This window comes from Campylobacter concisus, assembly GCF_015229955.1.
Lineage (GTDB): Bacteria > Campylobacterota > Campylobacteria > Campylobacterales > Campylobacteraceae > Campylobacter_A > Campylobacter_A concisus_AT.
This window is the reverse complement of record NZ_JAAKYZ010000001.1, coordinates 722,089-738,052: the sequence shown is the minus strand read 5'-3', so window position 1 is coordinate 738,052 and position 15,964 is coordinate 722,089. Positions and strand designations below refer to the sequence as shown.

General features: G+C 38.5%; 8 protein-coding genes and 3 pseudogenes. 10 read left to right on the top strand and 1 reads right to left on the bottom strand.

Annotation, left to right across the window (positions count from 1 at the left end):
• Positions 1-22 precede the first annotated feature (22 nt).
• The 8 genes and pseudogenes from G6W45_RS03740 (at position 23) to G6W45_RS03710 (ending at position 11,801) form a co-directional block, all read left to right on the top strand.
• A pseudogene (locus G6W45_RS03740) lies at positions 23-985 on the top strand (FecCD family ABC transporter permease).
• Positions 982-1,758 (top strand): ATP-binding cassette domain-containing protein, encoded by a 777-nt coding sequence (locus G6W45_RS03735; RefSeq protein WP_194167560.1) that lies wholly within the window; start codon positions 982-984, stop codon positions 1,756-1,758. The pseudogene G6W45_RS03740 and the gene G6W45_RS03735 overlap by 4 nt, the downstream one beginning before the upstream one ends.
• Positions 1,759-1,769: 11 nt before the next feature.
• A complete protein-coding gene (locus tag G6W45_RS09765; protein ID WP_242039036.1) occupies positions 1,770-2,000 on the top strand; it encodes a hypothetical protein in 231 nt (76 codons plus the stop codon).
• Between the two features lie 7 nt (positions 2,001-2,007).
• Positions 2,008-2,772: an ABC transporter substrate-binding protein gene (locus tag G6W45_RS03730; RefSeq protein ID WP_242039035.1), complete on the top strand. Its 765-nt coding sequence runs from the start codon at positions 2,008-2,010 to the stop codon at positions 2,770-2,772.
• 398 nt (positions 2,773-3,170) lie between these two features.
• Positions 3,171-5,033 carry an 8-methylmenaquinol:fumarate reductase flavoprotein subunit gene (sdhA, locus tag G6W45_RS03725; protein ID WP_194167559.1) on the top strand — a complete coding sequence of 621 codons (1,863 nt, stop codon included), beginning with the start codon at positions 3,171-3,173 and terminating at the stop codon, positions 5,031-5,033.
• Positions 5,034-5,042: 9 nt separating this feature from the next.
• Positions 5,043-6,008, top strand: a complete 966-nt coding sequence (sdhB, locus tag G6W45_RS03720) for an 8-methylmenaquinol:fumarate reductase iron-sulfur subunit (protein ID WP_103593330.1) — start codon at positions 5,043-5,045, stop codon at positions 6,006-6,008.
• A 2-nt stretch (positions 6,009-6,010) separates the two neighbouring features.
• The gene (gene sdhE, locus G6W45_RS03715; protein ID WP_087585917.1) at positions 6,011-6,868 is read left to right on the top strand and encodes an 8-methylmenaquinol:fumarate reductase membrane anchor subunit; all 858 of its coding nucleotides are present in this window, start codon (positions 6,011-6,013) and stop codon (positions 6,866-6,868) included.
• Positions 6,869-7,094: 226 nt separating this feature from the next.
• On the top strand, positions 7,095-11,801 hold the full coding sequence (locus G6W45_RS03710; protein ID WP_194167558.1) for a hypothetical protein: 4,707 nt from the start codon (positions 7,095-7,097) through the stop codon (positions 11,799-11,801).
• Positions 11,802-11,858: 57 nt separating this feature from the next.
• On the opposite strand, the gene htpG is transcribed toward G6W45_RS03710, so the two are convergent.
• Entirely contained in the window at positions 11,859-13,715 is a 1,857-nt protein-coding gene (gene htpG / locus G6W45_RS03705) for a molecular chaperone HtpG (protein WP_194167557.1), read from the bottom strand.
• 247 nt (positions 13,716-13,962) lie between these two features.
• Here htpG and G6W45_RS10070 point away from each other — a divergent pair.
• Positions 13,963-14,859: pseudogene (locus G6W45_RS10070) on the top strand (Cache 3/Cache 2 fusion domain-containing protein); the annotation flags it as partial.
• A gap of 27 nt (positions 14,860-14,886) precedes the next feature.
• Positions 14,887-15,939: pseudogene (locus G6W45_RS10065) on the top strand (methyl-accepting chemotaxis protein); the annotation flags it as partial.
• Positions 15,940-15,964: the final 25 nt, after the last annotated feature.

Sequence of the window (15,964 nt, the reverse complement as noted above, 5' to 3'; positions counted from 1 at the left end):
ATTATTTGCGCTTCTTTTGCTGGTGCTCTTTTTTTCATTGGGTATCGGACGCTACGAGATAAGTTACGCTCAAATTTTTGAGTTTATAAAAACAGCCATTTTAAACGAGCAGCCAAGCGATGACCAAGGATATACGGTCTTTACGCTCATTCGTTTGCCAAGGGTACTTTTTGCCGTCCTTGTTGGTGCAGCGCTTGCTAGCTCTGGAGCTGTCTATCAAGGTCTTTTTAAAAATCCTCTAGTCTCGCCTGACATCCTTGGCGTCTCAAGTGGCGCAGCTGTGGGAGCTAGCGTGGCTATCATCTTAAATTTCAACTACATAGGCGTGCAGCTTAGTGCCTTTGGCTGTGGTCTTTTTGCCGTTTTTGCTGTTGTTTTTATAAGTAGCGTCATCGCAAAGGGCAGGCTAAATTTACTCGTGATGGTGCTAACTGGCATCGTCATCTCATCTCTTTTTGGAGCGCTTAGCTCGCTCATAAAATTTCTAGCTGATAGCGAAGATAAATTGCCAGAAGTTACTTTTTGGCTGATGGGAAGCCTAGCAAGAAGTGGCGGATATAAAAATTTGGCTCTGCTTTTTTGCGTAGTTATGATCTGTCTTGTGCCACTTTTTATGCTTCGCTACAAGCTAAATACGCTTAGCTTTGGCGAAGAAGAGGCTAGGGCGATGGGGCTAAATGTCAAATTTTACAACATCATAATCATCATCGCCTCAACACTTCTAACCGCTACTTGAGTCTCATTTTGCGGTATCGTGGGCTGGGTTGGGCTCGTCATCCCTCACATCATGCGCTTTGTCGTGGGGGCAAATTTCATCACACTCTTTCCAGCTTCGCTGCTTTGCGGAGGGCTATTTTTACTGATAGTCGATACCACTTCACGCAGCCTAATGGCAAGCGAGATCCCGCTTGGCGTCATCACTTCGCTAGTTGGCGCGCCTGTTTTTGTCTATCTGCTCTATAAGAGTAAAAAGGGTTTTGCGTGAAATTTGAGATAAAAAATTTAAGCTGCGGCTACGATAAAAAGGTCGTTATAGAAAATTTCAATACAAATTTACAAGATGGCGACATTTTTTGCCTGCTTGGTAGCAACGGTGTTGGCAAAACGACAACATTTAAGACGATACTTGGCTTTTTAAAGCCACTTGGGGGAGAAATTTTAATAGACGGCAAAGACGCGCTAAAGATGAGCGAGAAAGAGCGAGCAAGCTTTATAAGCTACGTCCCGCAAGCTCACACTCCGCCATTTGCCTTTAGCGTTTTTGACGTGGTGATGATGAGTGCAAATGCAAGACTTGGTATATTTGAACGCCCTAGCAAAGAGGATGAAAAGATAGCGCTAGACGCGTTAAAGACGCTAAATTTAGAGAGCTTTAAAGATAAAATTTACACCGATCTAAGTGGTGGCGAGCGGCAAATGGCGCTGATAGCTAGGGCATTAGCGCAACGCTCAAAGGTGATGCTACTTGACGAGCCAACGGCAAATTTAGACTTTGGCAATCAAATGCGAGTTTTAAAAGAGATAAAAAAGCTCGCAAAGCAAGGCTATATCATCATCTTAACCTCTCATCAACCAGAGCAGGTCTTTTATCTAAATGCAAAGGTTGCGATGCTTGGACGGGATAAAAACTACATCTACGGCGAGGCTAGCGAGGTGATGAATGGCGAAAATTTAAAGAAAATTTACGGCGTAGATATACGAGTGGTGAAAAATATCATCGATGAGCGCGAGCATTACTCTTGCGTGATGGTGGATTGAAAAGAGAAGATATGTTTAAGAAAATTTTGCTTTTGGCTTTTTTGCTTGTTAGTTTGCAAGCAAGAGTGGTGCTTGATAGCGACGATAAAAAGGTAGAAGTGCCTGATGTAATCGAGCGTGCGACGCCTTTGATAGGGGCATTTGTGCAGGTCTCTGCGATGCTTGGCAACGAAGATCAGTGCGCCAAAACTGCCTGCGCTCATGTCAAAAATTTTCCCAAAAATAAAGAGCAACAACAATAAAAGCGGCATGCTAAGTAGTAGCGTCGAGACTATCATAGCGTCAAAAACGCAAGTTGTTTTTGGGCCAATTGGCATGATGTTTGATAAAAATAGCAAGGCTCAGCTAGAGAGCGCTGGTATCGCGGTTGTAAAGATAGATAAATTTCAAAGCATCAAAGAGATACAAGATAGCTTTAGCAAGATCGCTGAAATTTGGGGCGAAAAGAGCATAAAAGGGGCGCGTGAGTTTAATGACTATTTTAACGACAACATAAAATTTGTAAGCCAAAAAACAGCAAATTTAACGCCAAAAAAGAGAGTTTTGGTGCTTAACTATAACTCAGGAAACTTTAACACCATCAGCTCAAAAGATATCGGCGCTGAGTATATTAGTGTGGCTGGTGGTATAAATTTAAGCTCAGAGCTAAGCGATGGGGATTTTAAAATTTCAAAATCGATAAATGAAGAGCAAGTCATCATCTTTAACCCAGACATAATCATCACAAATTCACAAAAAAGCGCCGATGCTATCGCTAAAAATGCATCATTTGCCAAGCTAAAAGCTGTGCAAAATGGAGAAATTTTTGTAGTGCCAAGTGGCGTTTATCTTTGGAGCGTAAGAAGTGCTGAAGGTGCGCTTTATCCGCTTTGGCTGGCTAAGACATTTTACCCAGAGCAGTTTAGCGATCTAAATTTAGAGCAAAAAACAAGAGAGTTTTACGAGAGATTTTATAACTACAAGCTAAGTGATAGCGAGCTAAAAGAAATTTTGCACCCAAAGGGTGAATTTTGATAATAGGACAAAAATAATGTTATTTATTATATTTAATATATTTATTTAAGTATAAAAGTAAATTTATCTTTCTAATATCCTAAAAAAAGAGCTTTTAAAGCTTAAAAACTCAAAAATAAAAGTAAACTTCAAATCGGTAGAAATTTTTATATATCTTATAAATTTTTCTACCACTAAATTTATATAAACTACCTTGAATAGCCCATTTTATCCTTTTTGATTTTAATATCAGCTCTCATTTCTTAATCTAAAATAAATCTTTATGTTTCTTTTAAGTAAATTTAATGTAATCTTTCATTATTAATTATTTAATTAATATAGTTGTTTTAAAAAATATTAAGAAATGAACTGGCGGTGCGTTTTAAACGCTAAAAATTTACTAAGATAGGAAGTTATCAATGAGTGAAAAATTTACCAGAAGAGAATTTCTACAAAGTGCTTGTATCAGCGTAGGTGCGCTAGCTACAACAGCTGGTGCAACCAATGTTTTTGCTGGTGAGTTGCCAAAAGGCAATGAAAGTGGCTTACCATCTGTTGATGTGCTAATAATCGGCTCTGGCGGTGCTGGACTTCGTGCAGCAACAGCCGTTCGCAAGCAATATCCAAACTCAACCGTCGTTGTTGCTACAAAGATGATGCCATCACGTAATGCGACCTGTATGGCGGAGGGCGGAATAAACGGCGTTACTGACTTTAGTAATGGCGATAGCTTTAAGCTTCACGCTTATGACACAGTTAAAGGTGCGGCTTATCTTGCTGATCAAGATGCAGTTGTGAAATTTTGCGAGGCAGCAGGCGCAGTCATTCACGAGCTAGACCACAATGGCATGCTCTTTTCTCGTATAGACAATGGCGACGTGTCCCGTAAAGATAATGGCGACGTGGCATTTCGTTTCATGGGTGGCGCTAGCAAAAAACGCTGTAACTACGCAGCTGATAAAACTGGCCACGTTTTGATGCATGCCTGTCTTGACGACGCTATCACAGCTGGCGTTAAATTTTTAATGGATCATGAGCTACTTGAGATCGGTCTTGAGGATGGCAAGGTTGAAGGCGTCGTTCTTCGCAACATCCAAGATGGTCAAATTTACCCAGTTCTTTGCAAATCTCTTGTCATCGCAACTGGCGGATACACTAGAATTTTTTATAACCGCACATCAGTTCCATTTATAGCAACTGGTGATGGCATCGCTGCTGCGCTTAAAGCAGGTCTTGGTTTTGAAGATCCTGAGATGCTTCAGTTTCACCCAACTGGCGTTCAAAATGGTGGCACACTAATCACAGAAGCTGCTCGCGGTGAAGGTGGATACTTGTTAAACAACAAGGGCGAGCGCTTTATGAAAAACTATCACGAAAAGATGGAGCTAGCTCCTCGTGACGTCGTTGCTCGTGCGATCGAGACAGAAATTCGCGAAGGTAGAGGCTTTGGCGAGGGTATGAGCGCTTATGTGCTTTGTGACGTTCGCCACCTTGGCAAAGATACTATTATGAAAAAGCTTCCAAAAATTCGCCACACAGCTATGCTTTTCCAAAATATCGATCTAATCGAGCAACCAGTGCCTATTCGCCCAACAGCTCACTACTCAATGGGTGGTATAGAGGTAGCAAAATTTGACGATATGAGCACAAAAATCCCTGGAATTTATGTAGGTGGCGAGGCTTCATGCGTATCTATCCACGGTGCAAACCGCCTTGGTGGAAATAGCCTAACTGACGCAGTTGTAACTGGCGATCTAGCTGGCAAGGGTGCTGGTGCTTATGCTCAAAATGCAAAATTTGCAAGCGGTAAAAAGACTTCTGAGCTAGCAAAAATGTGGCAGGATAAATTTAAAGCCATAGCAACAGGCGAAGGCGGTGTAAACGACATGTATGCTCTTCGCGAGGAGCTTGGTAAAAACAACTGGGATCTAATGGGTATCTTTAGAACTGGCGCAAAACTTGATCAGCTCTCTAAAAATTTAGAAGCTATCCAAGCAAAATATGACACCATCAAAGTGCCAAATAAAAACCCAGTAATGAACACAGCATTTACTGACTATGTCGAGCTTGGCAACCTTATACTTCTTTCTCGTGCAGCATGTCTTGCAGCGCAAAATCGTCTTGAGAGTCGTGGTGCTCATACAAGAGAGGACTATCCAAAAAGAGATGATGTAAATTTCTTAAAACACAGCATAGTCACACTAAAAGACGGCAAGCTTGAACTTAGCTACAAAGACGTTGTGACAGGCATATTTTCACTTGACGGCAAGAAGCCAGAGTAAGGAGCTAGGATGAAAATTATTATCGACCGTTTTGACGGAACTAAAAAATATGAATCAACTTATGAGCTAACAAATGAAGAGATCAAAGGCAAAACTCTTTTAACAGTGCTTCTTGATATCAAACAAAAAAAGGATGCGACGCTAAATTTCACAGCATCTTGCCGCTCAGCGATATGTGGAGCGTGCGCTGTTAGGGTAAATGGACACTCGTATCTAGCTTGCGATACGAAGATGAATGAGCTTTTAGCTGAGTATGATAACCCAGAGAGTATAAGAATTTCTCCACTTGGAAATTTCAGGGTTATATCTGATCTTATGGTGGACTGGGAGCCAAGTATCGAAAATTTACGCAAGATAAAGCCTAGCATTACTGCTAAGTCAGAATTTAGCGCAGAAAAAGGCTGTAAGCAAAGTCAAAAAGAGTATGAAAAAGTAGCGCTTGAATGGGACTGCATACTTTGCGGTGCGTGCGCTAGTGAGTGTAATAAACTTGAAGCTGATGCGAGCGATTATATGCAGCCATTTGTCTTTGTGCATGCTTATAGAGCGGCCTTTGACTCACGCAACAAAGATCCTATGCCGCACCTAAAACCAGCTATAGATAATGGTCTTTGGATGTGTGTAAAATGCCAAGAGTGCGCTGATCGCTGTCCAAAAGGCATAAGCGCATGCAAGGATATAACCGATCTTCGCATCATGGCTATACAAAAAGGCTTTGATGATGGCATGGGACCAGATCACGCTGAGGCATTCTTAACCGATCTAGTTGATGGCTCAGGCAGACTAAATGAGATCAAGCTTGCACTTCGCTCTGAGGGAGTGTTTAGAAATATGGGCAAAATGGATATCGCTGCAAATTTAATGCTTGCAGGTAAGATGAATCCACTTCATATTTTTGGCGAAGAGGACATAGAAGGACATGATGATCTAGTAAAAATGATAAATGCGGCTCGCAAAGCTGCTAGTAAGGAGTAATTATGCAAAACGAATTCGCTTTTTTCCCAGGATGCGTACTCTCTCAAGCAGCTAAAGAGGCTAAGATGTCGCTTGAGGCTATCGCTCCGATACTTGGCTGGAAGCTTCACGAGATAAAAGGCTGGAGCTGCTGTGGTGCCCAACAAGCACAAGACGTAGATCCTATCGCTACGCTTGTGGCAAATGCTAGAAATATAGCACTTGCAGAGCAGATGAATATGCCGATGCTTACGACATGCTCAACTTGTATGCTAACTCTAACAAGAGCTAAAACTACGCTTGATAAGGGTGCAAAGGACCGCATAAATACTTTCTTGGCTGAAGGTAATATGAAATATAATGGCTCAACCGAGATCACAAGCCTTCTTTGGGTGCTTTATCAAAACGTAGAAACGCTAAGAGCAAAGGTTGTTAAGCCACTTAGTGGGCTAAAAGTAGCGCTATTTTACGGCTGTCATAGCCTAAGACCTGAAAAAGATCTTCATAACAGGGAAAGCTCAGTCAATCCAAAGAGCTTTGAAACCGTTGTAGGCGCACTTGGTGCTACTATCGTGCCATTTGAGAAAAGACTTGACTGCTGTGGTTTTCACGCTAGTTACCCAGCTGGCACATCTGTAAGAAAAATGTCAAGCCAGATCGTAAATAACGCCGATGAAAACGGCGCTGATGTAGTTGTCACACCATGTCCGCTTTGTCAAATGCAACTTGACATCTATCAAGAGAGGTATCAAGATGAAAACCACTCAAATGTGAGAAAGCCAATCATTCACCTATCTCAGCTTGTAGGTCTTGCACTTGGACTATCTGTTGAAGACCTTGGACTTGATCTAAACATCATCGACGCTACCAAGATAGCGTAAATTTTATCCCACGTCTTTTGGCGTGGGAAATTCTTAAAATTTATTTTTCTATTACAAACAAAGCAAATTTGGCATTTTATAAAAATTTTAATTTATTTTTTAATATAAAAATGGGTCAAAAATAATAAAATTTATTATGTAAATTCTTTTATTTATATAAAATATTTTTTAGCTATAATCGCGTGAAATTTTAAATGGATTGATTATTAAATTTAAAGGACTAAATATGCAAAACGTTGGTATAGTCGCAAAAATAAGTGGAAAAGTATTTGTAAAACGCAATGGAAAGTTGATCGCACTAAAACAGGGAGATGAGATATTTTTAGGCGACGAGATCATAACACAAAGCAGCGGTGATACAGTCGTTATAAATTTCTATCACGCTTCGCCTATTGCGCTACTTGAGCCCCAAACTATCGTCATCACAAAAGAGCTATCAAAAGCAAATTTTAATACGCAAGGCAGCGAAGCCCAGATAGAAGAAGATAAGAGAAATTTTCTTGTTGAGAATGAAGAAACAAAAAACAAAGGCGAAGACGACAGCCCTCATAACGAAAGTCATAGTTCTCATGGCTCAAGCCACAGCAGTAGCTTCGCAAGCATAAATGGTTTAAATTTTGATACACAAGGTCACATCTCAAATATTATTGGTGTTGATGGTGGTGCGGTTGTACTGCCAGTCATATTAAAAGAGTCGGCATTGGCACATAGGTCTATTAGCGGTGCGGTAGCAGCGGTAGAGCAAAAAGAGAGTGTTCCAGTTATTGTGGCACCAAGCGTTAGAATTTTAAAAGACATTGATGGCGACAGCTATATAAATATTGCAGAAGCAGGCGGTGATCCAAACCATACAAGTATAGCGGTTGCTTTTAATAATGACTTCAAGCCAAACGACAAAGTGACATTAGAAGTCATAAACAACGGTGTAAAGACTATGCTTGTTTATAAAGTTGATCAAGCTGGTACAAGCGTGATAAATATAAATAATCCAAGTGAAATTTTACCTATTTCGTCAAATGCTACAAACCCAGTGCAAAAAGAATTTATCATTCCAAGTGTCACTGTCACTCCAAATGCTACATTTAGTGTAAATTCTAGCATCACTCTAGCAAATGGCACTAATTCATCTGTGGCAAATATAGCCACAAGTGTTGATACTATCACTCCAGCTCTTGCTTTTAAAAAGGTAGTTTTGGGTAAAGATTTAAACCGAGATGGCGTCATAGATGCAAGCGAAAATAGCTTTAATCCAGCAATTAGCACACCAAGTGATAATGCAAAGGTCATATTATCGCCAAATATTAAAATAGGTGACAAGATAAAACTAACTACCACTGATCCTGACGGAACTTTACATGAAAAAGTGCTGGTTAAAACATCTGGTAATATGCTTGTAGATAAAGAGAGTGGCGAGAGCTATCCGCTTACAAGTGAAAGTGGTGGAAATGTCGGTTTTAACGTAGCAAATGCGGTTAAAATTTCATCTTCAACTCCAACAAATGTAAATATCCAAATGATAAGTAAGTCGGGCAATCCAGGCGCAACTGAAACCATAACCATAGCAAATAACAATGACCCAATCGCTGTTTTTACACTTGATGAGAATAAAGATGGCATGATAAATTTAGCCGAGCTCGCAAAAAGTGGTAGCGCGGCCTTAATGATAGATATTTATGTGCCAAACAATGCTACAGCTGGCGACAAGATCCGTATCAAAGTTGATAATCCAGCTAGCACACCAACAAGCGTAACAAAGACATATACCATCTCATCTGACGGACTTAGTGCTACACTTGATGGTGGTACAGAGATTATTCCTATCAAAAATGGCAAGATCACAATTGCTGATCCAACAAACTCGAGCGATCCAAGTAGAAAAAGGCTAAGTACGACGATCATTGATGGCACGACTGGCACCCCAAAAGCTTCAAGCGTGAGTGAAATTTCAAGCGATATAGTTGCACCTATTAAATCCCCACATGTACAGTTTGCAAAAGATAGCGATAAAGATGGTGTTCTAATCAGCAAGGAGAGTGGCTTTAGCCCTGATGGCGTAAAGACACCGATAAAGATAAAAATTCCAAACGATGCAAAAGATGGTGATAAATTTGAGATAGATATTGCAGGAAGTGATGGTAAAACAGATAAAATCACTATTAAAATTTCTAAAAACGCGTCTGGTGTATATAGTGCCACGAGAGATGATGGTGTGCCTATTAGTGTAAATAATGGCACCATAGAGACCACCACAAGGCTTTATGGGCTTACAACAAATTTTACAACTACATTTACTGATAAAGCTGGCAACAAAGCAGCCCCAGTCACAGACAAGATAACTCTAGATAATAGCATAAAGGTGCAGTTTGCAAGAGACAATGATGGTGATGGACTGATAGATAGCATTACAACTCCTTCTGGCTCGTCATCGACTCAAAGCGATCTTGATATCTACCTACCTAATAATACAAAACCAGGAAGCAGCATAAACGTCACGATATCAACCCCTACCATACCATCTGTTACAACAACTGTCAAATATACCATAAGCGACGATGGACTAACAGCCGTGCCAAGCGATGGTTCGGCACCGCTTCCAATAGCCGGTGGTAAATTTAGCATACCAGACGTTCCTATTTCTATGGATCATTCTACGCCGGTTAGAGCTACTATCACAACACCTGGTGAGGCTACGACGACTGATGGTATCCGTGGTAGATTGTTTGATTTTGGAATTTTAGAGTATATTGACGATGTAAAGCTTGCCACGCAGATAGATGGAGGGGTTATAAATATCGCAAAATACTTAAGAGCAGGAGATAATGAAAAAGTTATTCAGAAAAATAACTTTGATAATGAGAGCAAAACTATAAAAGAGTACAATATTTCTCTTACCAACGATGAGCAGCCAAATATAGTCTTTGGTGTAGACCGTGCTCCTGGAACCAAGCTTCGTTTAGCTCTTGAAGATGACCATGGTAATGCTAAAATTTTACCAAACGGACAAAACTATATAGATCTAGTTGTAGGTGCGGACAAGCGTGTAAATATGGACTTTGAAGCGCTTGGGATAAAGCTAGATGAAAGATACTCAAATATTAGAGCGACTGTTTTAAAGAGTGATGAAACAAAAGATGATGATCTCTTGGTTCGAGTCGATCTTGATGCTACTCCAGATGCGATAGGCACACCAAATGCTACGTCTAATGTTACTAGTGTAGATATTTCAGGCAGTATCGGAACCGACTCAAATGGTAACAACACTCTTAATAAAAATACCATAAATAAAGTTGATCTTTATGATTTGCTAAATTCTGTTCACAAAAGCTCGTCTCTTGATAACACACATAGCTATTCTGAAAATTTTGCCCTATCAGCCAATAGTACTGGGGCAAATTTTATGATAAAAAATTCTGACGCCGCAGGAAACGTATCTATTAGTACTGTTACATTTATTGGCAATAGCGGTCTTGATGCTGATATGTGGTTTTACAACTACGTAGATCCGTCATGGAGAGCTAGAGTTGGTAACAATTCCGGTGTTTATAGTACGCAAGGCGGCAAGCCTATCTATAAAGACTATATGGAAATTTATTCTCCAAGTGCCTCTACCACCTACGATGTTGTGCAGTTTGCTTCAGGAACACACTATAAGACGTTGTCTAATCAAGGAAATATGCATGCGGAGGACCTAGCTAGAGTTGGTAGGCATAAAGATAGTGCCTTATATGATGCGTCTAATCCATATGCACCAAAGAAATTTAGAAATGGCGTCGATACTGCTGCTGGCACAGGTGATAATATAAGCTTTGCAAATGGAGTTTTAAAGGGCAAGCCTGGCAATTATACTCTTGGCGAGTCAAATCCTGTTGGATCTGATCTTGTTATGAAGATGAATGGCTGGATATATGTAAGTGCACCTGGAATATACTCTGTAAGAGCAGCAGATTTGCATAACTATGCAGAGCTTACTATAAATGGAACGATACAAAAATTTGGAAGTCCAACAACATATATAAACCCGACGACGGAAGCATCGTATGGTAAAAATGGTCAGTGGTGGAGTAGGGATTTTACATTTGATAAAGCTGGTTTTTATAAACTTGATGTGGAGTATATGGACGGAACTGGTGAGATGAACTTATCTTTATATATGCTTCCAAAAAGTGTAGCAAACACTTATGGCCCTCAAGATCCATATCCTTCATCTATGCTAGTTGGAGCACAAGGTAGCGGCACGCATCTCTTTAGTAATAATTACGTTGAAGCACTTATTCAAAATGGACATTTAAAAAAGATAGGGACTACAAATTCTTACGAGCTAAGTGACGCTAGTAAATACGGCGAATCAAATTTTGGCGATCTAGTATATCTAAGACAAGAGGGTGATATAAAAGGTGGCAACCTAGACGATGCTTTTGTTTATAGTAAGGATAGAATGATAGATGGCAGAGGCGGCGTGGACACTCTGATAGTTGTTGATGATGTGGATTTTTCAAATTTAGATAACGTTAAAAAGATAAATAACTTTGAAAAGATCCAGCTAGGAAGTGCCGATCAGGCGGTATCTATAAAATTTAGCCCAGATGGTGTCTTTGATATTATTGATAGCAGAAACACAAGGGATGCAAGCAATAGTGCAGCTAGTGAGAGTGTAAATACAGTGTTAAAAGTCATAGGCGATAGCAAAGACCTAGTACAGCTCACACATGACTTTGTAAAAGCTACAAAAGCTGATGTTGCTACGCTAAATAGAAAACATAGTGTTGTAGGTGACATATATAACAAAGTAGATGTCACAAGCGAGGGTGACGCAGTAAATCAAGTCTATAAAGCGACATTTAATCGCCAAGAAACTATCAATGGAAATACAATAAACACAAGACACACTGTTTTTCTTGAGATCCAAGATGGTGTACAGGTCGATCTATTATAGAAATTTAAATTTTATAAAGAAGAGTAAAGCCCAAAATTTCTCTTGGGCTTTATAAATTTAGATAGCTTTTAACATGACTTTCGTTAATAGCTCTGAAAATTTAGCAGGATTTTCTAGGCTCATGCCCTCATTTAGCCTTGCCATATCAAGAAGTAAAGGCGCGATGTCATAAACCATCGCCTCATTTTTCTCAAGTTTTGCAAAGATTTCATGATCAGCGTTGATCTCCAAGATCGGTTTAACTTTTGGAGCATTTACGCCTTGTCCCATTTGTTTTAGCATCTCTTGCATAGCGTAATCAGGATCGTTTTTATCATAAATTAGCACCGCAGCCGAGCTTGAGAGTCTTGAGCTTAGTCTTACATCTTTGACTTCATCTTTTAAAATTTCTTTCATTTTAATAAGTGTGTTTGCAACCTTGCTCTCATCGATCTTCTCATCATTTTTGATCTCGTCATTTATATCAGCGTGTGAGACTGATTTTAGAGGTGTTTTGTCAAATTCATTAACCATTGGCATTACGATCGTATCGATCTCTTCATCCATAATAAGAACCTCAATATCATTTTTCTTAAAGCTCTCAAGAAGCGGAGAATTTCTTAGCATATTTTCGTTGTTGCCACTGATGTAGTAGATCGACTTTTGATCATCTTTCATTGCCTCTTTGTACTCTTTTAGGCTAATTAAACCATCTCTTTTTAAGCTTTTAAACAGACAAAGATCTAAAATTTGCTCTTTTTCAGCACTAAATCCATAAAGACCTTCTTTTAAAACCTTGCCAAATAGTTTGTAAAATTTTATGTATTTTTCGCGGTCGTTATCTTTTAACTTTGCAAGCTCGCTTAAAATTTTCTTCACACTTTGCTCTTTGACGCTTCTCATGATCGCATTTTCTTGTAAAATTTCACGGCTTACATTTAATGGTAGATCCTCAACATCAATGATACCCTTGATGAATCTTAAATATGGCGGCAAGAGTTCTTTTGCATCATCTGTGATAAAGACTCTTTTCACATAGAGCTTCACGCCACTTTGATAATCAACCCTAAATAGATCAAATGGCTCGGTGCTTGGTACATAAAATAGAGTTGAGTACTCGATCTTGCCCTCAGCTTTTGTGTGGATATAAAGAAGAGGATCGCTACTATCGTGAGAAATTTGCTTATAAAAGTCGTTGTAGTCTTGCTCTTTTAGGCTGGCTTTATTTAGTCTCCAAAGCGCATTTGCCTTGTTTATTTGCTCATTTTTAGTCTCATATGTGCCTTCTTTTTCGCCTTCTTTTGGAGCGACATAGCTTTGTTTGTCCATAAATATAGGATAAGGAATGTGATTTGAATACTTCTTGACTATTTCTTCAATACGCCAAGAATTTGCAAACTCATCATCATTTAAATGTAAGATGATATCCGTTCCAAAGCCATCTTTTTTAGTATCTTCGATCTCGTAGCTTTTTGCATCAGATGTCCATTTATAGGCTTTGTCGCTAAGTGCTCGTTTGCTTATGACCTCGATCTTGTTTGCCACCATAAATGCTGAGTAAAAGCCAACACCAAACTGACCGATCAGCGAGCTATCTTTTTTGGCATCGCCGCTTAAATTTTTCATAAAACCTTTTGTGCCACTTCTTGCTATCGTGCCTAAATTTGCGATAAGCTCGTCTTTATCCATACCAATACCATTGTCGCTGATAGTTAAAATTTTAGCCTTATCATCTACTTTGATATCGATCCTTGGAGTGTAGCTTAAGCTTTTATACTTTTCATCGGTCAAGCATAGGTAGTTTAGCTTGTCAAGAGCGTCGTTTGAGTTTGAGATGAGCTCTCTTAAAAATATCTCTTTGTTTGAGTAAAGAGAGTGGATCATCAAATTTAAAAGGTCATTGACCTCGGTCTGAAATTCAAATTTATCTGCCATTTTTCTTTTCCTTGTTTTAAAATTTTTGGCAGATTATAACACAAAGTGATAAAAATATACTTAACCTTGATAGCATAACTATCAAGGTTTTTAAATTAATTTTTTAAAATGATTTCAAAAAAGTTATAGTTTATGAATAAAATAATAATGATAATTTATTAATTATTATTAATTATGCATTCTTGTATAAAGTTTATTTAAAATAGTGCTATAATCAAGACGAAAATTTTTAGAAAAAGGAGACAAAATGAATTTACGAAGCATTTTGGTAAAAGTTTCAGCAACGATTGCTACGGTTTTGGCAGTATCTATGGCATGTTTTGTTGTATATACATCAAATATTTTAGAGCGCGAGATAAAAGATGGTGTGCTTACAACAGTAGAACAAAACGTCCAGCTTGCTATGAATACGGTTAAATTATTTGAAAAAGATAATGTAAGTAGTGCAGAGCTAATAATGAGTGTTTTTAAAGAGATGATTGGAAAAATTTCAACTAATCACCAGATGAGCAAGACTGACAAATACGAAGCGATAGATCTAATATCTCAAAATGGTATTTTAAACAACAACTACGATATTCTGGATAAATTTAATAAAGCTACAAAAGGTGGAATTTCAACCATTTTTGCAAAATCGGGTGATAATTTTTTAAGAGTTAGTACATCGGTGACGAAGACTGATGGTAGTAGAGCTGTTGGTACGATGATTGACAAAAACGGTCAAGCCTATAAAAATATCATGAATAAAGAGAGGTATATAGGCGTTGTAAATTTATTTGGACGCAACTATATGAGCATTTATGATCCTATTATTGAAAATAACGAGGTAATAGGAATTTTATTTGTTGGTTATGATCCTACCGAGGGATTAAACAATATGAAAAAGACTTTTTCTGAGATGAAACTTGGTAAGCATGGATATTTTTCTCTTTACAATACTAAAACTGGTAAATTTGACTTTCATCCAACCAAGGCAAATCAAGAGCTAAGTAGTGAATTAAAAACTACTATGGATAATATTGTTAAAAAAGGAAAGGGCATTGAGCCTATTATAATTGGTGGGGTTGACTGCATAGTTGCTTTTGAGTCATTTGATAAACTAGACTGGATGGTTTTAGGTTCAGCTGTTACTGATGATTTTTTAACACCACTAAAAGTAGTTAGCAAAAATTTCATCATAGCAAGCATCATAGTTACCTTACTTTTGATAGCTGTTTCGATGCTCTTACTTAAAAAGATGGTTGCAAATCCTATCGATAGACTAGGAACAAATTTAAATGCGATAACATCTGATTTTACAATTAAAATTCCTATTTATGGTAAAGATGAAATAGCTAAAATAAGTAAAGATATAAATGATTTTATTGAAAGAATAAGAATATTAATAAGTGATACAAAGCACCTTTCAAGTGAAAATAGCTCCGTTGCAAATGAGCTTAGTTCTACATCTCTTCAGACAGGCAAACGTGTAGAAAAATCAACCGAAATAGTGGAAGAGACAAATCAAAGATGTAAAGTAATGCAAGAAAATATGAAAGAATCTTTAGCAGTAGCTCAGGCTGGCAAAGACGATCTTCAAAAAGCAAGCACGCATATAAAAACGGCAACTGAAGCTATAAGATCGCTATCGGCGCAGATTATTGATTCTGCTAATGTAGAAAATCAAATGGCTGATAAGATCGATCAGCTTAGCCGTGATGCCGAGCAGGTAAAATCAGTCCTTGTTGTTATCAATGATATAGCTGATCAAACAAATTTACTTGCACTTAACGCAGCTATCGAGGCTGCAAGAGCAGGCGAGCATGGACGTGGCTTTGCCGTTGTTGCTGATGAAGTTAGACAGCTAGCCGAGAGGACTCAAAAGAGTTTAACTGAGATAAATGCAACTATCAATGTCATCGTTCAAGCGATCAATGATAGCAGTGAGCAAATGGGTATCAACTCTAAACAGATCCAAGAGTTAACTCACGTGGCAAGCGACGTTGAAAAAACTATAAATGTTATGAGTGAGACAATGAATAATGCCATAGCAATGTCTGATAAGACTATGCAAGACTACATAGCAACTGGCAAAAATGTAAATGAAATCATGGAAGGCATCTCAAATATCAACCAAATTTCATCTGAAAATGCTAGAAGTGTCGAAGAGATAGCTTCAGCAGCAGAACATCTAAACAAGATGACAGATGCATTAAATTCAAAACTTAGTGTCTTTAGGACTTGAAAGCTTACCTCTTAAGCTAATATTT

What these genes read in the sequence shown, in the direction of transcription:
- htpG (WP_194167557.1), bottom strand. Translation starts at nt 13,715, where the DNA reads ATGGCAGATAAATTTGAATTTCAGACCGAGGTCAATGACCTTTTAAAT.
- sdhB (WP_103593330.1), top strand. Translation starts at nt 5,043, where the DNA reads ATGAAAATTATTATCGACCGTTTTGACGGAACTAAAAAATATGAATCA.
- G6W45_RS03730 (WP_242039035.1), top strand. Translation starts at nt 2,008, where the DNA reads ATGCTAAGTAGTAGCGTCGAGACTATCATAGCGTCAAAAACGCAAGTT.
- G6W45_RS03710 (WP_194167558.1), top strand. Translation starts at nt 7,095, where the DNA reads ATGCAAAACGTTGGTATAGTCGCAAAAATAAGTGGAAAAGTATTTGTA.
- sdhE (WP_087585917.1), top strand. Translation starts at nt 6,011, where the DNA reads ATGCAAAACGAATTCGCTTTTTTCCCAGGATGCGTACTCTCTCAAGCA.
- sdhA (WP_194167559.1), top strand. Translation starts at nt 3,171, where the DNA reads ATGAGTGAAAAATTTACCAGAAGAGAATTTCTACAAAGTGCTTGTATC.
- G6W45_RS09765 (WP_242039036.1), top strand. Translation starts at nt 1,770, where the DNA reads ATGTTTAAGAAAATTTTGCTTTTGGCTTTTTTGCTTGTTAGTTTGCAA.